Annotated in this window: 20 protein-coding genes; 10 read left to right on the top strand and 10 right to left on the bottom strand. The window is 46.4% G+C overall.

Annotation, left to right across the window (positions count from 1 at the left end):
• Nucleotides 1-73 precede the first annotated feature (73 nt).
• Nucleotides 74-775, bottom strand: coding sequence for an SDR family NAD(P)-dependent oxidoreductase (locus tag AAKU64_RS03820; RefSeq protein WP_354361473.1), 702 nt, complete (start codon nt 773-775; stop codon nt 74-76).
• 140 nt (nt 776-915) lie between these two features.
• Nucleotides 916-1,227, bottom strand: coding sequence for a high-potential iron-sulfur protein (locus AAKU64_RS03815; protein WP_322120476.1), 312 nt, complete (start codon nt 1,225-1,227; stop codon nt 916-918).
• A gap of 342 nt (nt 1,228-1,569) precedes the next feature.
• On the opposite strand from AAKU64_RS03815, the gene AAKU64_RS03810 reads away from it, so the two are divergent.
• On the top strand, nt 1,570-2,592 hold the full coding sequence (locus AAKU64_RS03810; protein WP_354334481.1) for a MerR family transcriptional regulator: 1,023 nt from the start codon (nt 1,570-1,572) through the stop codon (nt 2,590-2,592).
• A 423-nt stretch (nt 2,593-3,015) separates the two neighbouring features.
• On the opposite strand, the gene AAKU64_RS03805 is transcribed toward AAKU64_RS03810, so the two are convergent.
• Nucleotides 3,016-3,798: a 3-hydroxybutyrate dehydrogenase gene (locus AAKU64_RS03805; protein ID WP_322120474.1), complete on the bottom strand. Its 783-nt coding sequence runs from the start codon at nt 3,796-3,798 to the stop codon at nt 3,016-3,018.
• Between the two features lie 10 nt (nt 3,799-3,808).
• Nucleotides 3,809-4,555, bottom strand: a complete 747-nt coding sequence (locus tag AAKU64_RS03800; RefSeq protein ID WP_322120473.1) for an acetoacetate decarboxylase — start codon at nt 4,553-4,555, stop codon at nt 3,809-3,811.
• Between the two features lie 386 nt (nt 4,556-4,941).
• Here AAKU64_RS03800 and AAKU64_RS03795 point away from each other — a divergent pair, with 386 nt between their 5' ends.
• Nucleotides 4,942-6,675 (top strand): alkaline phosphatase D family protein, encoded by a 1,734-nt coding sequence (locus tag AAKU64_RS03795; RefSeq protein ID WP_354334478.1) that lies wholly within the window; start codon nt 4,942-4,944, stop codon nt 6,673-6,675.
• 86 nt (nt 6,676-6,761) lie between these two features.
• Here the strand turns inward: AAKU64_RS03795 and AAKU64_RS03790 are convergent, their stop codons facing one another.
• The 5 genes from AAKU64_RS03790 to AAKU64_RS03770 all read right to left on the bottom strand — a co-directional run bounded on the left by AAKU64_RS03790 (nt 6,762) and on the right by AAKU64_RS03770 (nt 10,510).
• Entirely contained in the window at nt 6,762-8,021 is a 1,260-nt protein-coding gene (locus AAKU64_RS03790) for a hypothetical protein (protein ID WP_354334477.1), read from the bottom strand.
• Between the two features lie 376 nt (nt 8,022-8,397).
• Nucleotides 8,398-8,835 (bottom strand): DUF4148 domain-containing protein, encoded by a 438-nt coding sequence (locus AAKU64_RS03785; protein ID WP_354334475.1) that lies wholly within the window; start codon nt 8,833-8,835, stop codon nt 8,398-8,400.
• Nucleotides 8,836-9,430: 595 nt separating this feature from the next.
• Nucleotides 9,431-9,736 (bottom strand): hypothetical protein, encoded by a 306-nt coding sequence (locus AAKU64_RS03780; RefSeq protein ID WP_354334473.1) that lies wholly within the window; start codon nt 9,734-9,736, stop codon nt 9,431-9,433.
• Between the two features lie 14 nt (nt 9,737-9,750).
• Entirely contained in the window at nt 9,751-10,080 is a 330-nt protein-coding gene (locus AAKU64_RS03775) for a YbjQ family protein (protein ID WP_323492780.1), read from the bottom strand.
• A gap of 139 nt (nt 10,081-10,219) precedes the next feature.
• On the bottom strand, nt 10,220-10,510 hold the full coding sequence (locus tag AAKU64_RS03770) for a DUF427 domain-containing protein (protein ID WP_354334470.1): 291 nt from the start codon (nt 10,508-10,510) through the stop codon (nt 10,220-10,222).
• 329 nt (nt 10,511-10,839) lie between these two features.
• Here AAKU64_RS03770 and AAKU64_RS03765 point away from each other — a divergent pair, with 329 nt between their 5' ends.
• From AAKU64_RS03765 to AAKU64_RS03750, 4 genes are all read left to right on the top strand, one after another.
• Nucleotides 10,840-13,131 (top strand): sensor histidine kinase, encoded by a 2,292-nt coding sequence (locus AAKU64_RS03765; protein ID WP_354361472.1) that lies wholly within the window; start codon nt 10,840-10,842, stop codon nt 13,129-13,131.
• Nucleotides 13,132-13,717: 586 nt separating this feature from the next.
• On the top strand, nt 13,718-14,023 hold the full coding sequence (locus AAKU64_RS03760; RefSeq protein ID WP_354334893.1) for a collagen-like protein: 306 nt from the start codon (nt 13,718-13,720) through the stop codon (nt 14,021-14,023).
• A 137-nt stretch (nt 14,024-14,160) separates the two neighbouring features.
• Nucleotides 14,161-14,352 (top strand): Thivi_2564 family membrane protein, encoded by a 192-nt coding sequence (locus AAKU64_RS03755; RefSeq protein ID WP_354334895.1) that lies wholly within the window; start codon nt 14,161-14,163, stop codon nt 14,350-14,352.
• A gap of 381 nt (nt 14,353-14,733) precedes the next feature.
• Complete coding sequence (locus AAKU64_RS03750) at nt 14,734-15,795, top strand: phospholipase A (RefSeq protein WP_354334897.1); 1,062 nt, start codon at nt 14,734-14,736, stop codon at nt 15,793-15,795.
• Nucleotides 15,796-15,932: 137 nt separating this feature from the next.
• Here AAKU64_RS03750 and AAKU64_RS03745 read toward each other — a convergent pair whose 3' ends face one another.
• Nucleotides 15,933-16,460, bottom strand: coding sequence for a GNAT family N-acetyltransferase (locus AAKU64_RS03745; RefSeq protein ID WP_354334899.1), 528 nt, complete (start codon nt 16,458-16,460; stop codon nt 15,933-15,935).
• A gap of 458 nt (nt 16,461-16,918) precedes the next feature.
• Here AAKU64_RS03745 and dgoD point away from each other — a divergent pair, with 458 nt between their 5' ends.
• From dgoD to AAKU64_RS03725, 4 genes are all read left to right on the top strand, one after another.
• A complete protein-coding gene (dgoD, locus tag AAKU64_RS03740; RefSeq protein WP_354361470.1) occupies nt 16,919-18,067 on the top strand; it encodes a galactonate dehydratase in 1,149 nt (382 codons plus the stop codon).
• A complete protein-coding gene (locus AAKU64_RS03735) occupies nt 18,064-19,113 on the top strand; it encodes a 2-dehydro-3-deoxygalactonokinase (RefSeq protein ID WP_354334902.1) in 1,050 nt (349 codons plus the stop codon). The genes dgoD and AAKU64_RS03735 overlap by 4 nt, the downstream gene beginning before the upstream one ends.
• Nucleotides 19,110-19,754, top strand: a complete 645-nt coding sequence (locus tag AAKU64_RS03730; protein WP_354334904.1) for a 2-dehydro-3-deoxy-6-phosphogalactonate aldolase — start codon at nt 19,110-19,112, stop codon at nt 19,752-19,754. The genes AAKU64_RS03735 and AAKU64_RS03730 overlap by 4 nt, the downstream gene beginning before the upstream one ends.
• Nucleotides 19,755-19,950: 196 nt before the next feature.
• Entirely contained in the window at nt 19,951-22,464 is a 2,514-nt protein-coding gene (locus tag AAKU64_RS03725; RefSeq protein WP_354361468.1) for a beta-galactosidase, read from the top strand.
• Nucleotides 22,465-22,665: the final 201 nt, after the last annotated feature.

Below are 22,665 nucleotides of genomic sequence, written 5' to 3'. Positions count from 1 at the left end.
GAGAAAAATGTATTCGTAAAAACAAAATCTAAGCACATTTTTTTAGCCTATTTTCGATAAAAATTTCTCAGTTTTACCAGGGCAAAAAATCACCTCGGTAATCTAAAAACTGCCCAGAATTTTCTGGCATGAGTTGATCAATTACTGTGAGCAGACGTGTCGCCGCGGTGGAAGGCGTTTGCACCTCCAGCCCCGTTTTACTGAATGGCGATGACAAAGATGTTTGTACCGTGCCCGGATGCAGCGCGACACAAATTGCTTCGGGCTGGCGTCGATTTAATTCTATCGCCGCGGTGTGCACGAGTTGATTTAAAGCGGCTTTAGAGGCGCGATAACTGTACCAGCCACCTAAGTGATTATCGCCAATGCTACCGACCTTGGCTGACAAAGTAGCGAACACCGATTTGCCTTCGCGCGGCAGTAGAGGGAGTAAGTGCTTCATCAGCAAAGCGGGACCAATCGCATTGATTGCAAATGATTCCTTCATGTGTGCAGGATCTAGTTGTCGCCAGCTTTTTTCTGGTTGCATTCCATCGCGTTGCAAGAGTCCTGTTGCATCAATAATTAAGCGCGGTACGCCAACGCTTGCGATGTATTCCGCGCAGCTTGCAATCGAAAATTCTTCCAGTAAATTTAGTGCAGGAAAACTACTACGGCTAAGGCCAATAACTGTTTTAAAAGTGCCGTTGTTTTCTAATGCAGACAGGAGCGCGCTGCCAATGCCGCCGGTCGCACCAATCACCACACAAACGCTGTCTTGTGGAAATGAATTCATCGTTATTTTGGGTCTGTAGTGACTTTTGTCGTTGATATGATCAACGTTCAGAAATCAACGTTCAGAAATCAAAATCGGTAAAACCTTGATCCCCGAACGCATTAATGTCACATGTCAGTGATTATCGTCACTTGGCTTAATCAGGCTTTTTTATTCCAGGCACTGCACCAGCCTTTGGCATTTACCTGCTTGCCACCGACTGCACCGCACACTGCCCACGCATCGGTACTTTTACCTTGGAATAATTGGCAGCCAGCGCAATTGCTGTTGGCGACTTTATTGGGATATTTTTTTGCATCGATTTTACTCGCATCGTTTTTGTAACCGAGTGCGGTTGCGATAGGATCACTTTCTTCCAAATGGACTGCTTGAGCTGACGCAATATTTGCAGTGCCTAACAAAATTGCAGTGGAAGGGATGGTAGTAAATATGAACTGCCGGCGGGTTGTCATAGTATTTCCTTTAAAAAGGGACTAAAAGTGTATAACTGAGTAAATCAATCAATTGAACAGTCGATAAATGAGGCAGCAATCTAAGTATGAGCAATCAATTGATGCGCTAATTTATCATCAAAAAATAATTCAAGTGAGCGTTACGTTGCGCCGTGTTACCAGTCGAAGATAAAAATTTCTATTTTATTGAACTGGATTTGTATTACTAATTTAGGCTGTTATCCGATTTGTGTCCAGAACTTGAATCGATATACTGTGATAATATCGGTTCATTGATGTGTCAATTGCAGTATTTACTGTGTATTTGTCTGAAGTGAGATTCAACCTGAACTGGGGGAAATTATGGCGTCCGAAAATAATATGAATGACCCACATGCGGCGACTTACCGCAGCGGTATTGCGGCTCGTTTGGCTGGTGTGCCGGTTGAAACCTTGCGGGTGTGGGAGCGCCGCTACAGCGTGGTCGGTCCGCGTTTGAGTGAACGTGGTCAGCGTTTATATTCGTCGACAGAAATTAAACGTCTCACTTTGATTAAGCAACTAGTCGATATGGGGCACTCAATCGGCTCCATCGCGTCGCTACCGACCGATGCGTTGATTGCCATGCGCAGCGCCGCCAGAACATTAGAAGCGCCGCCACGACTCGCTGGTGAGCTTGCCCGTGAGTTGCGGGTTGGATTGATCGGCCCGCTGGTGTCATCTCGTCGGTTTGAAGAAACCTTATCGGATAACGCGCTCAGAGTTGTGGGACGCGCCGTCAATGTAGTCGATGCTACCACCAACTTGCAAAACGTGCGAGCGGATGTCATCGTGATTGAGTTGCCGCTGTTAAATGAGGCGACTTTTGACACGGTGGCGGGTATCAAGAAGATGTTTGGTGCTAGTCAGGCGATTGTTTTGTATCGTTTTGCACCGAGTGCAGTGATTCGGCGCTTGCGGTCGGTCGGGCATGAAGTCGCACGCGCACCGTCAGACGCGATCGAAATTGAATCGCTTTGCCGTGCGCTGCTGAGATTGCCGCAGACGGAAGTAAAAATCGTCGTGCCTGCGAATGAACTAGGTGATCCGCCACCTCCAAGATTCGACGAGCACGCTTTATCTGAGTTAGCCAATGCGACCAACTTGGTGTATTGCGAATGCCCACGTCATTTAGTTGAGCTAGTCACCAGTTTGGGCAGCTTTGAGCGTTACAGTGCCGAGTGCGCCAACCGCAATGCTGATGATGCCGCTCTACATCGTGATCTTCAACAAACTGCCGGACATGCCAGAGCGATTTTAGAAAATGCCTTAGTAAGAGTGGCAATTGCGGAGGGTTTGGAATTGCCGCCGAGCATGAAAAGAGTTACGGAAGAGGCTGTGAGTTGAGTATTGAATTGAGCGGTGAGTTATTAAGTGCAGCGTCGCTTTTGGGTAAAGTTTTACTAGCGTTGAAAAACGGGCGTAGCACATTTAAATATGCTTGCTGAAACAATATACTCCCCGATATTTTTATCTAAATAAGCCGATTGTCCAGAGAATAATCGGACGATTAAAATATACTATAGGTAAGTATATTGATTTATCAGTTGAAGTCCAGACTAAATGTTGGATTTATTTAAAGAAATTTCGCAGACAGATTCCCTTCAATCAATCTGCAAAAAATCTAAAAATAAGTCCAGCCATTCAGCTAATAATTCAGGCTACTACTTGGTCTATCAATTAGTCGATCAATTAGTTGATCACTTAGTTAATCTAAGATTCAATCCTGGATGCCCTCAGTTCATCTACATGAACAAGTGATCAAACCAGTTATTGCATATGCCAGCCGTGGCTGACGGTAATGGATTGACCTGTCAGCGCATTGGAACCAAATGCGGCGAGGAATATCGCGGTTTGTGCAACGTCTTGTACCGTCGTAAATTCGCCATCGACGGTTTCTTTCAGCATCACGTTTTTAATCACTTCTTCCTCGGTAATGCCTAGTTCTTTGGCTTGTTCTGGAATTTGTTTATCGACCAATGGCGTGCGTACAAATCCCGGACAAATGACATTGGCGCGGATGTTATTTTTCGCACCTTCTTTGGCAACGACTTTCGCCAGACCAACCAGACCGTGTTTGGCTGCAACGTAAGGTGCTTTCAACGGTGATGCCTCATGCGAGTGGACCGAGCCCATGTAAATGACTGAGCCGCCTTTACCGCTGGCGATCATCGCACGCATGCAAGCGCGGGTGGTGAGGAAAGCGCCATCAAGATGAATGGCGATCAGTTTCTTCCAATTATCCAAACTCAGATCTACGATAGGGCTGATGATTTGTATACCCGCATTGCTGATCAAGATATCCACGCTGCCATAAGCGGCGACAGCATCTGCTACGCCTTTGTCCACTTGCGCTTCGTCAGTGACGTTCATCGCCACGGCCATTGCAGTACCGCCTGCTTGTTCGATTTCTTTGGCGGTCGCGGTGGCGGCATCCAATGCCATATCGGCGATTACAATCTTCGCGCCTTGCTTAGCGTATTCCATGGCGATTTCTTTACCGATACCGCTGGCAGCGCCAGTGATCAGAGCGACTTTATCTTTGAGTAACATGAGATTTCCCTTATTTGGATTGTTGCAAATAGTCGTACGCGACAGTGCCATACGGCAGCGTCAGGTCGGCCAGAATATGGACAGCAGATAGTATTTCCAGCACTGGCAGCGCTGCCACTGGCGCCAGTGCATGCGGACTTAAATCTAATGCGCCGGGTCCGCCCCAGGCGCCTTTGATGATGATATCGGTCAAGCTATATTGCACCAGTTCGCAGATGCGAGGTGTACCGTCCACGTGGGGAATAATTTTAAGCAAAAAGCTGGGCGCTGCCATCGATTTTTTGACCGCCTCCACATCCAGTTTGGTGTGCTTAAATCCCATCGTGCCGGTTGCAACCCGCACATCACTGTAATCCAGCGTGCCGACCAGCGTATCTTTGTGGACTTTTAATTCTGGCTCGCCCAGTTTTTTAGGAAAGCCCCACAACTCGCGGCCAGCCGCAATCGGAGGATGATCATTGAGATACATGCTATGAACGTAGCCGCCTTCCACGCCATCCAGCGTGACGGGGATGACTTGTCCAGATTCACAATAATGGCCAAAGCCAGTGGAGTCTGGCATGTTGATAAATTCAAATTTGACGATCGGTTCCGTCATCTTTAGCGGCGCTGGAATCACTTTTTGTAAAAGCTCGGGATCAGTCCGATAGGTGATGATTAAAAATTCGCGGTCAGTAAAGCGATACGGTCCAGGCGGGAAAGCAGAATTGCTATATGGCATCGCAAACGCATTGCGACGGATTTCATCTTCGGTCATAAACGTAATCCTTGATGTGGTAAGTGAAGAGAGCGTGCACTGTTACAAAACTGAGTACAAAACTGAGTACAAAACTGAGTACAAAACTGAGTACAAAACTGAGTACAAAACCTATAGAGGATTTAGCTAATTCGTCAGCAGAATTGTCGGCCAAATCGTTAACCAAATCGCCAGCTATTTATCAAGGCTGGCGACTAACTTAATCCATCACTATAAGCTGATTTCATATGCTACATCTGTACGACAGAGCACATATTATCCAGTTCATTAATTTTACAAATGTTACTTATAGAGTGGATGCTCAGTTTGGGCTTAATTTGTACTGGACGTCATACCGTTGACATAAGCGGTGAATAAAATCGGCCTCTTTTGAGGAGATACCCAAGATGAAAACCAACGAGCCAACGCAAGACGCGCTTATACAAAACACAGAGTCACCAAAAAATCTGAGCCGTCGTGGCTTCGTCATTAAAATGTCATCCGTCGCAGCAGTAGTCGCCTCTGGCGGTGTATTGACTGCTTGCGGCGGCTCTAATGCGGATGTTAATTTAGAGCAGGCATCATTCAACTACGGCATTGCCAGCGGCGATCCTTTATCTGACCGGGTAATTTTATGGACCTATGCAAAAGTATCTACCGACGCATCGGTGGATTTGCAATGGCAAGTAGCGACGGATGCGACGTTTTCTACCATCGTTTCTTCCGGTAAAACAACCACGACAAAAGATACAGGCTTTACCGCAAAAGTTGATGCGACCGGACTCAGCCCCAACACAGAATATTATTACCGTTTTATCGCTGCCAATAACAGCGTATCGGCAGTTGGACGTACCCGCACTTTGCCTGTCGGGAATGTGTCAGAAGTCAAGCTAGCCGTATTCTCTTGCAGTGATTACCCTGCCGGCTATTTCAACGCGTATGACTCCGCAATCTCATCCGGCGCGCAATTTTCTTTGCACCTAGGCGACTATATTTACGAATACAAAGACGGCGTTTATCCTCCGGCTGCCACTGCGGTCACGGCGCGTATTTCTGCACCTGCGAATGAGGTCGTCACCCTCGCCGATTATCGTGCCCGTCATGCCTTACATAAAGCCGATCCGTATGTCAAAGCACTGCATGCCCGCATGCCAATGATTGCGATTTGGGATGACCACGAGTTTGCCAATAACGCCTACATGGATGGCGCAGAAAATCATGATCCAGTCACACAAGGTCCATGGGCGGCGCGCAAAGCTGCAGCGAGTCAGGTTTATCACGAATGGATGCCCATCCGTACACCGGATCCGACCAATTTGTTAAAGATTTATCGCTCTTTTGATTTTGGTAATTTGTTGTCGCTACATATGCTGGATACCCGCATCATCGGTCGTGAGCATCAGCCAGACCGCACTAATGATGCATCAGGTCGTGACATCGCTGATCCGGCGTTTTTGCCATATGCGTTCAATAAGAATAAGCAGTTGATGGGCGCCACTCAGCAAGCTTGGTTGGACACCCAAATGACCGCATCCAAGGCGACTTGGCAAGTGCTGGGCAATCAAACGGTGATGGGGCGTATTCAATTGCCAGCATCTGTGCTGTCGACGAATCTGAGTACCGCATCTGTGACGGCTTATTTGACAGCAAAAGCGACGCCAGTTGCATTGCAAACTCAAGCACAAAAGGATTTGCTGGACTTGAGTAAAAATCCAAAAATTTCCTACAATTTTGATAATTGGGAAGGCTATCCCAACGCCCGCGATGCGCTGTTCACGTCTGCCAATAAACTCAAAGCAGCGAATAAGAAATTTTTGGTGTTATCCGGTGACAGTCACAACGCTTGGTTTAATAAATTAACTTTGCCGGATGGCACGCAAGTTGGCGCAGAGTTTGCGGGGATGTCGGTGACTTCATCAGGATTTGAGGGCGTTTTCCCGCCAGCAGTGGTGCCGCCAGCCACCTTGGCTGGTACGATCAAAGCGCTGGTCGACGACATCAACTATATCGATACCTCACGTCGTGGTTATATGCTGATTACCGTCAATCAGAACGTGGCAAAAGGGGATTATATTTACGTCAGTTCGGTCACTAGTTCGACTTACACTACATCGACCGATACTCTGACTTATGCGGGTTAATACGGCCGCTTAAATTGGATAATAGTGCAGGTGGCAGCAATGCTGTTTCACCTGCACTGATCTGTACTGATTAGCCGATCTAAAAGCTAAAGCGCTGCCGGCGTTTTGATATACGCTTTCCACAAATTCTGAAATTGTCCGCCGTCGGTAAGGATCGTTGTCTGGTTGGTCGCACCTGCGCTAAACACAACACCAACGCCGCCAACTTTGGTAAATTCTGCCGGGTGAGTCAGTATGTAATGCACACGATTATCACGGTAATGCCCAGGCGTACCGCCAGGTGTAGCCGAAGGCACGCCCATCGGCATTTGCCACCACAGCACAGGCAAACCGCCGATACCCTGCTGGATAATCGAGACGCCACTCAGGTAGTCATGGAAGTTGGGTGAGGTCAAATTGGACTCGTCCCAATACAGTGCCGCAGTTGAATGATTGCACTCGCTTGGCGATGGCAAAACCTCATAGCAACCTGCATCACGGTCTATCGTTTGTTCCACAATGAAGTCTGCTTTGGCTGCACCTATCTTAGTCATAAACTGCGCTACATCCGCTTCTTTACGACCAAAGATCGATACCGGAAAACCGACCAATGCTTTCGGCGCATATAGACGCGCAAGCGTTAACATGCAGCCAGCAATACCAACAGCGTCATTTGTCAGTGCAGAGCATTCAGGCATAATTGTCACTTGTGCAGAGAGTTTGGTCGGGTCGCCACCAGGCGCCTGGCTTTGCACATAACCCCAAAAATCTGGCTCTAAATTGACCAAGGCTGGACCATCAAATTTCTTTAATTCAGTGAACAGTAATTTTGTCTGCGCCCAATATTTCGTCATAAAGTTGGCATCCGTCAAACCAGATAAATTGCCATCTCCATTTTGTGCCATCTGGTACAAAGTAAACATCGGCACAGCACCAATATTTTTTGCATTAGTTGCCGTGATACCGACATATGCACCACTAGGCAGATTCCAGCTAGGCCATGCGGTATTGCCGACGCCAACCAAATACTGATCATAAATATCGGGTGTGATTGATTGTGCTTTGATATCTGTGGTCGACATGCCCGAGCCAAGGCCGATCAGGAATTGTTTTGGCTTCCCCATTTTTTGCGCCAAAATCGCCGCGACCGAGTCAGGTAAAGGCGTAACAGGCGCTGTCGGCACTGTTGGTGGTGTTGGGGTAGTTGGCGTAGTCGGTGGGGTAGGGGTGGTCGGTGTCGTTGGCGTAGCAGGCGGTGTCGTTGCAACAGAGCCCGATGACGCCGTATCTGATCCGCCACCACCGCCACAGCCAGATAAAACCGAGATTGCTGTGAGCAATAAAATAAGCCGGGAAGAAGTCATCATGATGGGTGTGCAATAGAAAAATTTTTGTAAATGACGCCAAGCGTCAACCGACGGAATGTTGATCGTATTCGGCAGATTCTACTGAACAAGCAACGATTTAGCACAACAAAATCTGCATCCTTATGGCGTAGTGATATGCGGTTATTGAATATCATTGGAAAATATGGTTAATAAAATAAAAACTGACGCAAAAGCACTCCAGTTTTAATGAAATGATTTTGTGTCAGTTTTTAAGATTTTCAACAGCTCGTACAAAACAGCACAAAAAGGTAGTAAAAAATCACTAAGCCGAGGTAACCATCAGATCATCAGAGATTTTTCTAATGGCTGCCTCAGTGACTACCTCAGTGACGAACTCAATGAGTGATTTGAAAACTTACTTGGTTTTTGGTGGCGTTGCTGGAACATCCAGATTGGTGTTCAACTCCCCCGCTTTGCCTGCTGCTTTGGTTTCTGCTTTTACTTCTGCGCGGGTTTTACCTGCACTTTTATCCGTTTTTGGGATAGGATCTAAATCCAGATTTTTGGTCGCTGTGCCAGATTTGACGGCGGCTTTAGCTTCTGCCTTGACCTCAGCGCGTGTCTTGCCGCTGGTTTTATCTGCTTTGACAGGGATAGGATCTAAATCTTGATTCTTATCTAACTCGCCGGATTTTCTGGCAGCTTTGATTTCCTCTTTTACTTCGGCTTTAGTTTTTCCTGTTGCGACGCTTGCAGATGCACTGGCAGTTGCGCTCTGTGCATATGACGTGCTCGCCAACATGATGAGTGGTAAGGCCAATGGTAAAACGAACAATGAGAGATGCTTTTTCATTTTTGAGGCTCCTTAGGTATTGTTATCGGATAAAACAAGATGTGAACCGGATACGCCATTACTTGATGTTGCAAAGTGATGTTGCTCTTTATATCCTGCCTACGTCAATTCTTATGTGCGCTAGATCACCTTAAGATGAAAAAAATTGAGGATAAAAATGTTCTTAAGACGGAAATTTGTACAAAATACTCCTTAAAAAATCTCATCAAAAATGTCTGCTGTCGACAGTTTTCCGAGTTCTAATTACTTACTCTATATTTGTTTTTAGACATGTATATAAATATACTCACAGTGAGTATATTTATATCGTCCAATTAATCATTGGTCAATATGGTGTTTTTAATAAAAATAAAGGGGAGTATATAAAATTACCTTTAACTAACTGACACTGGCGATCTGCGCGGCTACTTGCATCGCTATGATGAATGTTTGCCTCACTCATCATCTATGGTCAATCTGCGATAGGTTTAAGCAAAGCTAATGTGTCTGTTTTTGCACTATGTTGTTTTAGAAGGCTCAGATTTCTCATTGATGACCTTATCGTGATGAGCTAAACAGATTAGCCCTAAGTGATATTTACTTAGGCTCACTACACTTATTTATACTTACTTACACTTAGCGGCACATAACGCCGCTCCCCCGTTGCAGCCTGGTAGAACACTTGGGTGAGTGCACCGGTTTCTGGATCGATAAACTCTTCGTCAGTTTTTTGCCATTCACCTTTATCTAAATCTGTGATTGTGGCGGTTGGTCGATAGCGCCATTTTTCCAACAACAGCGCGGCCAACAAAATCACTCCCCAAAGGGTGACGGGCAATGCATGCGCGTTGCCGGCCAATATAAAAACCAGGCCTGTGATCGTCATTAACGATCCGACGAACAATAATGTGGTGCGTAACATTAGGTCAACACTCCCTAGTTTTTCTCAATTTTCTCAACAATGACCGCTGTGCCGTAGGCCACGATTTCACTCATGGTCTGACCGATTTCGGAGGAATCAAACCGCATCATCACAATTGCATTACCACCCATTAGGCGCGCATTTTTCACCATGCGGTCAACCGCGTGGCGACGCGCTTCCTCCAGCAAGGATGTGTATTCTGTAATCTCACCACCAATAATGGAGCGCAATCCCGCCATGATGTTGCCACCTAATCCTCGGCTGCGGACGACCACGCCGAACACTTGCCCTTTGACTTCCAGTACACGGTAGCCAGCGATATTTTCTGTGGTGGTGATTAACATGATGTTCCTTTATTGGTGGGGGAGCCCGCACTGTAACTTGCCAAACAGTTCTCTAAAACGGTAATCCACGCACGGAATTACCATCTGATGACTACCGATTTACCATCAATCTGGCATGTGCCAATTTGATGGCGACACGCTAGGATGTTACTTGCACGCCTTTCCAAAAGGCGATAAATCCAGCGATTTGTTTGGCGGCGTCTTTGGGCGTTCTATACAGCCAGGCGGCGTTCTCATTGATCTTTCCATCCACCTCAAGGCTGTAGTAATCTGCCGTGCCTTTCCAGCCGCAGACAGTATGATGGGCGCTGTTTTTTAGGTATTCAGCATTTACTTTGTTTGGCGGAAAATAGATATTGTTCTCGACAATCTCAACTTCCTCGTCCGTCGCTTGAGCGATGATCGCTCCGTTCCATATTGCTTTTGGCATGATCGGGCTTCTTTCCTTGGAGTGAAAAATGCATCATACGCCTTACGCTTTACCCGTGTATTGGATGCTTAATGACGTTCTCAGTTGGTTACATTAGTTACATTGCTGCATTCACTATAGCGCCGCTAATGTCAGTTACAAGCTAGCTAAGATTGTTGATTGTCTTTTGACGAGTAGTTGAATATGATGTTTCCAGACGGTATTCTGTGAATGATTATTTATTTATCCCCCGATCCAAAAATTGGATTAACGAATATACAAATTACTAACAGTTAAGTAACTCAGTTAGTCCGCATATTTACGGTATTACTTTTGGGTGATAACAAGCTATGTTTTTATCGAAGCAAGCATCGCGGCCAAAACTTGCCACCTTATTGACTGGTGGTGTCAGCATTGTTGTGCTGTGCACAGTCCTGTCGATGTTAGTTCTGGTAGACCATTTCGCAGATAATTATGCGCAAAAGCAGGCCGAACAGCGCTTGCAACAACTCTCCTGGCAAATGCGGGATGAGCTAGACCAGGTGATGCAAAAAGCCGTCGGCGATGTTCAACTGCTGTCGCAATTAAATCAAATTAAAGACGCAAAAGATCCAGGCGATATTCGTAACATTGTCGATACACTACAAACGACTTTTCCATCTTATGCCTGGATCGGTTTCGCGGCACCGGATGGCAAAGTCATTGCTGCGACTAAGGGTTTGTTAGAAGGTGCGGATGTCAGTCAGCGTCCTTGGTTTCAACAAGGCCAAAAAGGGCTCTACGCTGGAGATTACCATCCCGCCTTATTGCTACAAAAGCAGATGCCCTACAGTGCAGATCCCTGGCATTTTGTGGATGTATCTATCCCTATCCATTCATCTGATGGCACCTATCGCGGAGTTATCGGCGCGCATTTAAGCTGGGGCTGGGCGCGTGAAATGGCGCGGTCTTTATTATCACCGGTGAACCAACAATATTCTGCCGAGATTATGGTCGTGCGTGAGGACGGCACGGTCATTCTTGGACCCAAAGGCATGGAAGAAAAGAAGATTAAATCTACCAGTTTGACGCAATCACGATCTGGCAAAAGTGTTGCCACGGAAGAGAAATGGGAGGATGGGCAAGAATACCTTACCGGTTATGCTCTTACCGGCAACCAGCGAAATTATCCCGCATTGAAATGGAGTATTTTAGTACGCCAGCGCAAGGATCTTGCCATGGCAGCACTGCGCAATCTAGAACACGAAATTTTGTATTTAGGCGGTGTGCTAGCGCTGATATTAGCCTTTATTGCGGCAATGATGGCGCGTCGTTTGTCATCCTCTTTAATACAATTAAGTTCATCAATAGAGCGCCGCGGACAGCATCGCACCTTGGAATCTATACCCATCGTCAATGGATTCCATGAGGCACATCTTTTATCTGTGACTCTGGCCGATATGGTAAAAAAAGAAGGGCAGTATTTAGCCGGAATCGAACGTGCCAATGAGAGTCTTGAATCCACAGTCGCTGAACGCACGCGTGAAATTGAGACTAAGGCTAATGAGCTGGAATTGTCTTTGCAACGTCAGCGCAGCGCGCAAAGTCGCTTGCAGGCGATTACTGACAATCTTCCCAGCATCATCACGTTTATGGATACACAAGAGCGCTATTTATTTGTAAGCGCTTTCGTCACTACGGAGTTTGGTGTCAAGCCTGAGGAGCTGATGGGCAAGACTTTGCGAGAGGTAGTTGGCAACAAATTTTACGCAGGCTTAGCAACATATGTGCAAAGAGTATTAGCTGGTGAACGTGTCAGTTTTGAGGCCGAAGGAACCATCAATAATCGAGTCTATTATTATCAATCTATTTACGTACCGGCATTGAATGATGCGGGTATTGTAGAAGGATTTTACGCGATGAGTTTTGATATCGCCGACCGCAAACGGGTAGAGATGATGAAGAACGAATTTGTTTCAACCGTTAGCCATGAACTGCGCACACCCTTAACCTCAATCAATGGTGCTTTGCGTTTGGTTGCAGCCGGAGTTGCTGGCGAAATTCCGCCTAAGGTCAAAGAATTGACGATAGTTGCAATGCGTAATACAGATCGTTTACTGCGCTTGATCAACGATATCTTGGATATGGAAAAAATTGCTTCCGGCAATATGGAGTTCAACCTCAAATTAACTAAGTTAAATCAGCTAATACAAGAGGCCATCAGCGCTAATATTTCTTATGCTGACCAATACGGCGTGAGGATTGTAGGATCGATAGATTGCGGCGATGTCGATGTGAATGTAGACCGCGACCGCTTTGCACAAGTGCTCACCAACTTGTTATCGAATGCAGTTAAATTTTCTCATGAAGGAGGCGAAGTTCGCGTCTCTGTCGAGGCGGCTGCTAAGACTGTCAAGATTATTGTTAGTGATCAGGGTTGCGGTATTCCTGTTAATTTTCACGATAAGATTTTTCAAAAATTTAGTCAGGTCGATAATTCCAATACTCGCAAAAAAGGCGGCACCGGTCTGGGTTTAAATATCTGTAAAACCATCATAGAACACATGGGCGGTACTATCGGTTTTAAATCAACGGTGGATGTTGGCAGCCAATTTTTCTTTGAACTACCTTTGGCCTCTGTGCAAAGTTCTACTGAACTTTAATATTTATACTTAGTTATTTTACTAAGTACAAAGAAGTATTGTTGACTGTTTATCGTTAAAAATAGCATCGATCTAAGCGTCATTTTTTATACAACTCTTCTCAAAAAAACCAAAAAAACCCCGCATACCAACAGGTAGCGGGTTTGATCATCATCCATGAAAGCCAAAACTGAATCGCGTAATTAGTCTTATAAACTAATCTTATAAACTAATCTTATAAAATGATCTTATAAAATTAATTAATCAGTTGATTGCAAATCCCATTTTGGCAGCACTCTTTATTACCGGTTCGATCAATATAAAACAAAGCTAATTTGGGGTATGTTTGCCAGCGCACAGAATGCGTGGATATTTGCGCGCATCCTTTGGCACAATCAGGCGACACCTTACATCACTGTACCCACTTGATTAGCTTCAGCTATTGCGCTGATTTTTAGCACTTCCGCAAAATTATCCCAGCTGCGTTGCATCTCCTGTTCTTACTAAGTAAGGCACTAATGTAATGTCGTGGTCGCTACTCCTTGTTGGGATAATTTTGCGTAAGTCATTTTTACTTAATATTTCGTAATCAACTTAAGGTCCCATCATGAAAATTTCTATTTTATTGCTAGCGTTCGCAGGTGTTTTAACGATGACTGCTTGTGATCGTCAACCGGCGCAAGTCGTCGTGCCCGTCGCTGTTCCGGGACCTGCTGGAGCAACGGGCGCAACTGGCGCAGCCGGTGCCCCAGCTTCTGTTGGTGCAACTGGTCCGGCTGGGGCCGACGGCGCACAAGGTACTGCCGGTGCTACGGGTGATCAAGGTATGCCTGGAAATGAAGGCGCAAAAGGTAAGACTGGAGAGCAGGGCAAGCCAGCTGACCCTACGATTATTGTTGTGCCTGCTAAGTAATTAATTTTTCAACATAATAGGTTGGCAGTACCAATTGATGTGCTGCCAGCTAACTCTAAACACGATGCGATTTTCTTCGGTCAAGGAACAATATTGAACGTCTGATTAGCGCATTTTTATCCATATGATTGAAATATATGAATATGATCATTAGCCTTATTGTTTATCTCGTCGTCTTCGGACTTATCTGGTGGCTGGTCGGAATGTTGCCGCTCCCATCACCGGTAGCCCAGATCGTACGCGTGTTGTTCATCATCTTATTAATTATCATTATTTTGTCGGTATTTGGAATTGTGCCCGGTATTCGATTACCGCAAATTCACTGGTAGTTTTTTGTGTTACCTGCTTGCTTCGCATAAAGCGGTTCTGTGAACGCTGTTTGTCGTATTCGAAGACTCAAGTAGATTCAAAAGCGCAGAGAATGTAGAGGAATATGTCCCCCTGCTTTCTCTGCGCTTTTATCGTTATCGGGTATTTTTTGCGTAAGCCCTATTCATATCTGGCAGGCTATTCGGTCTGTATCAACTTCTGTTGAGTAAAAATTACGAGTGAACTGAATTCGATGTGTGCGTTGGCGAACATAACTTTGTGCGCTAGCTGGCTATTATGTTCTTCAAGTAAGATATTAGGCTAATCAAAACCTGATTTTTCCTTTATTCAAATTTTATCTCCAATTCTTATTTTCATTTAATTACCAAGCAAAAATCTCTATGTCGAATTCAATAAAAAAAATAATGATCCCTTTGTTATTCATCTCGCCGGCCATGGGTCCCATGCTCGCTTATGCTGGTGAATTAGAGCAACAGATGTTGCGCTGCTCTGTACTTGGTGATGCGAGTGCACGCCTTAGTTGCTTTGATGCGTTAGCCAAAGCAACGACGCCAGAGCAAGCCGATACCGCAGTCGCCAAGGCGGAAGCCGTTCAACCACTCGTGAGTATTAAGCCCACGCAGCCCGCGCAAGTGGTAGAACCCGCACCAGAAATATCCCATATGGTACAAAATTGGGAGCTGGACGAGGCCTCTAAGCGTGGACGTTTTGTGTTCCGCCCGCATCGCGATAATTATCTGTTGCTGGCGAATTACAGCAATGCAACCAATGATCAGCCGTTTAAAGAGTTCACGCCAGGCGGGATTAAATCTAAGCATGTGGAACTGACATATCAATTGAGTTTTAAGATGAAATTAGCTGAAGAGGTCGCTAATTCTCCGGTGGATTTATGGTTTGGCTATACTCAACAAAGTTTTTGGCAGGCATATAACCGAAGCGCATCAAGTCCATTCCGCGAGACCAATTACCAGCCAGAAATTATGGCTGTCATACCGATTAATAAAAACTTCGCTGGACTGGATATTCGCTATGTTAATTTTGGGGTAGTGCATCAATCGAACGGCCAAACCTCAACGCTGTCCCGTAGCTGGAACAGGATTTATGCAGAATTAGGCGTAGAGCGGGGTAATTTTGGATTGACCACACGCGTCTGGCGTCGCCTCGATAATGCAAAATCTGACAACGACAATATTGATATTGTCGACTACATGGGGCATGGCGATATCAGAGCTGTTTACCGTGAGAAAAGTGGACAAGAATTTTCTCTGACTGCACGTCGCAATTTTTCTACAGGTCGCGGTGCAATCCAGGCTGGCTGGGCGATTCCTATCGCTACCAACCTTAAAGGATATGTTCAATTATTCTCAGGTTACGGTCAAAGTCTGATCGATTACAACTATTCGCAAAAATCCTTAGGTGGCGGTTTTATTATGGATTTTTGATGGCTGCTATTGATGGTGCAACGAATAACTTAGTTTTCTGACTTAAGTCTTTCGCTAGGCATCGCAATCGACTTAAAAACCTTGGATTGATCAGGTATCAATCCAAGGTTTGGAGTCGTTCATGTCCATCACAAAATTTATAAATTCAGTCCCATCACATGATCGTCATAGTCTTGTCCACCGACGTTAAATTGACGTTGCCCAATTTTCTCAAAACCAGCTTTTTGATAAAAGCTAATAGCGCTGTCATTGCCAGCATAGACGCCTAATACTAAGCGTGATGCCTTGACGATACGTGCATGTTCAGTAGCCGTATTAAGTAGAAGTTTGCCTACACCCCCGCCTTGGAATTTCCCTAAGATATAAATACGTTTCAGTTCTGAGTCAACGGTAGATAAATCATTTGATGCTGACTGTGGAGTCATAAGCACCATATAGCCAACAGGCGCTTGGCCGGGACTTATTTCGGCAAGCCATATCTTGTAGCTAGAATCTAATAACCAACTTGCATAGAGTTCTTTTGAATGCGCTTTAGCACAATGCTTAATGATGTCATTGCCGCCGAGAACGCCCGCGTATGTCTCTAAAAAAGTTGCGTGTCCAATCAGGGATAAAGCGTGCTCATCTCCGTTTTCGCATAAGCGTAAAGTTATCGGTAGTCGCATGAATGTTGATCTTTCGATTTATATTTGAAGTACGTTTGGTTTTAAAAAATATTTCTGATGTGATGACTGAAAATTTTAAAAGTCTTTGAACTTGCTTTGCTAAAACCTGCTTCCCCAAATTCTAGTTTATCTTTCGAAGGCATAGTCTTGTCCATAAAAATACTTCACACAAAAACACGTATGGCTCAAACTACTAACTTGTTCAAAACGCTCTGTTAAGTCATCCTCTTTTTGTCTTGCAACAGCCAAATATGAAAGGGAGATTGCCACAAAAAGATACCCAACGCGTTTTACAGCTATGTGCACGCATTTGGATTTAGCTTGGCGCAAAAGTTCTGCTGCTGATATCGATTGGGACTGAGCTATGCCAAATACGTATATTTTTAGCGATTTAATTCATATTTCTGATCTAGCTTGGCGGCTTACACTCGTGTCTCTAATTACTAATTCATTGCGCCATGAAGATCACCAAACTGACCACCTACCGAGTGCCTCCGCGTTGGATGTTGCTGAAAATTGAGACCGATGAGGGCATCGTTGGCTGGGGCGAGCCAGTGATTGAGGGACGTGCCAAGACAGTGGAAGCCGCAGTACAAGAGTTTGCGCCCTATTTGATCGGGCAAGACCCTTCCCGAATTAACGATTTGTGGCAAGTAATGTACCGTGGCGGTTTTTATCGCGGCGGTGCGATACTGATGAGCGCCATGGCAGGAATCGATCAGGCTTTATGGGATATTAAAGGCAAGGTACTTGGCGTCCCTGTGTACGAGTTATTAGGTGGTCTGGTGCGTGACCGCATGAAAACCTACAGTTGGGTCGGTGGTGATCGTCCTGCCGATGTGATCGCCGATATCCGCCGCCTCCGTGAGGCCGGTTTTGACACCTTTAAGATGAATGGTACTGAGGAGTTCGGCATCATTGACAGTGCCGCCGCGGTAGATGCAGCAGTTGGACGTATCGCTGAAATCCGGAGTGCTTTTGGCAATGAGATTGAATTTGGTATTGATTTTCATGGACGTGTGGCAGCACCTATGGCGAAGGTGCTGTTGCGAGGTCTGGAGCCTTACCGGCCACTATTTGTAGAAGAGCCGGTATTGGCAGAGCAGGCAGAATATTATCCCCGCCTGGCAGAAGCAACGTCGATCCCGCTTGCTGCGGGTGAGCGCATGTATTCGCGCTTTGAGTTCAAGCGTGTATTTCAAGATGGCGGTATCTCGATCGTGCAGCCTGATCTGTCACACGCTGGCGGTATCACGGAATGTTACAAAATTGCCGCGATGGCAGAGGCGTATGACATTGCATTGGCACCGCATTGCCCGCTAGGTCCTGTTGCTTTGGCATCGTGCTTGCAAATTGACTTTGTTTCGCATAACGCGGTCTTGCAAGAACAAAGCATGGGAATACATTACAACCGCGATGCTGAGCTACTTGATTATGTTTTAAATCGTGAAGATTTCCGTATTACAGATGGCTATATCGCTCCCTTGCCCAAGCCTGGTCTTGGGGTCGAAATTGATGAGGAAAGAGTAATTGCCGCGAGTCTCAATGCACCAGACTGGCGTAATTCTCTTTGGCGTCATGCTGATGGAAGTGTGGCGGAATGGTGAGCCCGCTTAATCCTTTTAGTCCAATTGGCGTATCGCCCAGTGACGCTCGGATGATCGCAATTGATTGGGGTAGTACCAGCCTGAGAGCATTTTTGTTGGGAGCAAACGGGCAGGTGCTTGAAACCAGGTTCGGCACTCATGGCATATCCAAAATGAAAGCCTCATCGCAGGCGTACTCTGAAGTCTTGACTACGCTCGCAGGTGACTGGCTGGATGTATGGCCACGGCTCCCCATACTTGCTTGCGGGATGGTCGGCAGCAAACACGGTTGGCAGGACGTACCGTATGTCGCTTGCCCGGCTAATTCTGATCAGATCGCGGCGGGTACAGTTTATGTGACAAGTACCGATCACCGTCGCGTACACATCGTCCCGGGTTTGTTGTATCGCTCAGATAACGCGACGCCAGACGTGATGCGGGGTGAAGAAACTCAGATCATCGGTGCTTTGCAGATGCAGTCTTCATGGTCTGAACATTGTTGCATCGTTATGCCGGGCACGCATTCTAAATGGGCGCACATATGTCAGGCGCAAGTGCTGGAGTTTGCGACGCATATGACGGGTGAGTTATTCGCCGTTCTGCGCGAGCATTCGGTGCTGGGACGTCTTATGACATCAGTTGAATCACACGCAGGGTCACAGAATGCTCAGAAGTCACAGGACTTGCATCTTACGAGTTTTTTGCAGGGTGTTGATGCCGTAAAAGACACCGCCATACATGGCTTGAGCCATTTGTTATTTTCTGTACGCAGTTTAGGTCTAATGGAAGATATTCCGGCCAGCAATTTGGCGGACTATTTGTCTGGCTTACTGATCGGACATGAACTCAAAGCAGGTCTGGTCTGGCGTTCAGCGGCTGGCTTAACGCAAGCCCCTTTGATCTTGGTTGGTGAAACAGATTTATGCCAGCGTTATGTGCAAGCTTTACAGCGCTTTGATGTCAAGGCAGATGCTGTGTTATCTAATACTGCGCCAGCAGGCTTGTGGCGCCTTGCCTTAAGTGCAGGCCTGCTTGTGCCAGAAATTAATCTACAGGATTCAAAATGACTGCAGCCTTAGCAACACTGGATAGCGCTTTCGCTCAATTACCGCTCGTTGCGATTTTACGTGGCGTACAGCCTTTTGAAGTCGAGGCAATTGCCTCAGCTTTGTATGCAGAGGGTTTTCGTATTATCGAAGTTCCTTTAAATTCTCCGGATGCTTTGGCGTCTATCGGCATACTTAGTCGCTGTCTGCCAGCAGATGCCCTGATCGGCGCTGGTACCGTACTCAGTGCAGAAGCCGTACAACAGGTACGCATTGCAGGCGGACGTCTGATTGTGATGCCGCATGCTGATGTGCAAGTGATTACAGCTGCAAAAAAAGCAGAGATGTTTTGTGTGCCTGGTGCGGCGACGCTGACGGAAGCATTTTCTGCGTTAAATGCCGGAGCCGACGCCATCAAACTTTTCCCCGCTGAATTGATAACGCCACAAATTGTTAAGGCAATGCGCGCAGTGCTGCCAGCTAATCTGAAATTGTTGCCAGTTGGTGGGATCAGTCCGCATAACATGGCGCCTTACTTACAAGCAGGTGCAGCAGGTTTTGGGTTGGGCGGGAGTTTATATTCGGTAGGCTTAGATGCTGCCAGCGTAGCAAAAAATGCGCGAGCTTTTGTGGATGCTTTGGTCTCTCTTGCCCACACATAAATATGTAAGACATTAGCAATCTGGTCTGTTTTAAATATGGGGACTTACGCAATACTGTCCTAGCTGAGTTGCACCTCCAGCTAGTACTGACTAAGGTACTAAAGTACTGTTTTCGTCGCTAGTCCCTGCAGGAGCAATTTTGCGTAAGTCCTATAAACAAAAAAACTAAACAAAAAGAAAACTCAGGAGACAAAAAATGCAAAAAAAATTATTGCAGCAAGAACGTAATTGCTTGCACCCGCTAAAGGTCAGACTTTTATTGAGTGTAATCTGTAGTCTGACTGCCGGATCACAGGCGCTATCGCAAACACTGTTGCAGGTAGACGCCAGTGCGCCGCTTGTAGCACCTGTGAGTGGTCATCTGCGTATGGGTACGGCGCTCTCGCCTGCTGGTAAAACACTAGGTATCAACAATCAATATCTCTTGAAGGATGGCCAGCCGTGGTTGCCTGTTATGGGCGAATTCCACTACTCGCGCAGTCCTGCAGACAGTTGGGAGGCAGAGCTAAGTAAGATGAAATCTGCTGGCATCAATATCGTTTCCAGCTATGTCATTTGGAATCACCATGAAGAGCAAGAAGGCATATTTAATTGGAAAGGTAACCGCGATTTACATCATTTCCTTGAGTTGTGCCGCAAGGTAGGGTTGAAGGCGGTAGTCAGAGTTGGCCCTTGGGCGCATGCCGAAGCGCGTTTTGGAGGGATACCTGATTGGGTCGTGAACACCATGCCGACTCGGGGAAATGATCCGCAATATCTCCATTTTGTCGAGCGTCTGTATCGGCAAATTGGTGTGCAATTAAAGGGTCAGTTGTGGAAGCAAGGCGGCAGTGTTATCGCTATCCAATTAGAGAACGAATACAATTTGACTGGCGCAGGTGAGGGCGCTGCTCATATCTCGACCCTCAAAAAACTGGCTTTGCAAGCAGGGCTAGACGTACCCTTGTACACAGTGACTGGTTGGGATGGTACGGTCTATCCCTCTGGTGAAGTGACGCCGGTTTTTGGCGGTTACCCTGATGAACCCTGGGGTGTCAGCACAAGTGAACTCCCGCCCAAAGAAACCTATGCTTTTCGTTTTGATAGCCGCGTCAGCGGTGATCTGGGCGCGCAGACAGCAGCCAGTGCACCAGGCACGGCTGAGACAGATAAAGAGCTCACACCATTTTTGGGTGCCGAATACGGTGCCGGTTTGCCAGCTATGTATCGTCGCCGGACCTTGGTGTCGGCAGACGATATCGCCTCCATGTTGCCAGTACAGTTAGGTTCTGGTGTGAACCTGATGGGCTACTACATGTTTCACGGTGGACGCAATCCTAGTGGACTTAGTGTACAAAATAGCCTCGAAGAAAGTACGCTCACTGGCGGCTATAACGATACCCCGATGATCAGTTATGACTTCAATGCACCCTTAGGTCCGGATGGGCAGCAGCGTCCGGTATTATCTGCATTAAGGCCATTTCATTATTTCTTAAATAATTTTGGCGATCGTCTGGCACCAATGACGGTACGCAAGCCTGAGCTAGTGTCTGCATCGGCGATAGATCTGAACACCCCACGTTTTTCCGTTCGCAGTGCAGGTGATAGTGCCTTCCTTTTCTTCAATAACCATGTCCGGCAATACCCGATGCCTACCCAACGGGGCGTACAATTCTCTGTAAAGTTATCGCACCAGACTGTAGTCTTCCCACAGCATCCTGTAGATATTGCAGACGGTAATTATTTTATTTGGCCGATCAATTTTGACCTCGACGGCACGCGCCTGATCTATGCGACTGCACAACCAGTTGCGCGCCTAGATAACGGTAAAGCTGGCTTGCTATATGTCTTTGCAGAACAAAAAGATATACCGGTTGAATTTGCGTTTGACCCCGCAGTAGCCTCTTACCTGACTACCTCGGCGTCAGAGGTGCACCAAAAAACTAGCGATGGTAAATTAATTATTGATGGTATCAAAGCAGGAACCAGCAGCCCGTTTAGTTTGCAACAACCCAATGCCAGACCTATCACTGTTTTAGTATTAAAACCGGAGCAGCTTAAGCAGCTTTCCATCGGTGATTTTGCTGGTCAGCGCCACCTGGTATTAAGTGGGCAGGAACCCTATTTTGCCAGTAAGGGGCTGTATTTGCGAACCCAAGAAATTGCGCCTGTCACAGTAGATTTTCGTTTTGCGGTCTACCCGCCACTAGACCGGTCGCCGCATTCCTCGATACCGCTAATCGCCAGCGCGAAGGACGGGATATTTCAAGTCTTCGAAGCCAAGCTCAAAGCCCGTAAGCTTGATGTAAAAGTGACAGAATTACGAGCAGCCCAGCAAATGCCGCCTGTGATCATTGGCGGTTTAGCCAAAGCAGCAATGCAGCCTATTCCAGAAAATTTCCGTTATGCCGCAACATGGCAAATCGCTATCCCGCAAGAGCAGTTGCGGGACGCAGGCGAGGCTATTTTAGAGCTTGATTTTGTCGGTGATATCGGGCGGCTGTTTAGTGGTACTAAGATGTTGGATGATTGGTATTACAACGGCCAGCATTGGCAATATAAGATCAAGCCAACCGACACTGCATTGACCTTAAGCGTATTACCTTTACTGGCAAATGCACCGATCTACTTACCAAAAGAACATAGACCTGATTTCAAGGGAGCGTCGCAGGTCGCAAATTTGAGACAGCTACGGGTATTACCTGTCTATCATCTCGACATTCAGCCTTAAAGAGCATTGCTATGAAAAGTAATGAGGTATATGAATTTGAGATAGATAGAGCCAAACAAAGCATTTGTCTCAGATAGCACAAACCGCTAACTTAGAGTCATTAGATCAATAAAGCGCATGTACCGGAGAGTATGGCGTTAAAAATAAAAACATACGGAGACGAGTGTGAACCAACCAGAATTACCAGCTTTACTAAGGGCG

The sequence above is a fragment of the Undibacterium sp. GrIS 1.8 genome, from assembly GCF_040544445.1.
Taxonomy (GTDB): Bacteria; Pseudomonadota; Gammaproteobacteria; order Burkholderiales; family Burkholderiaceae_D; genus Undibacterium.
This window is presented reverse-complemented; position numbering and strand designations above follow the sequence as displayed.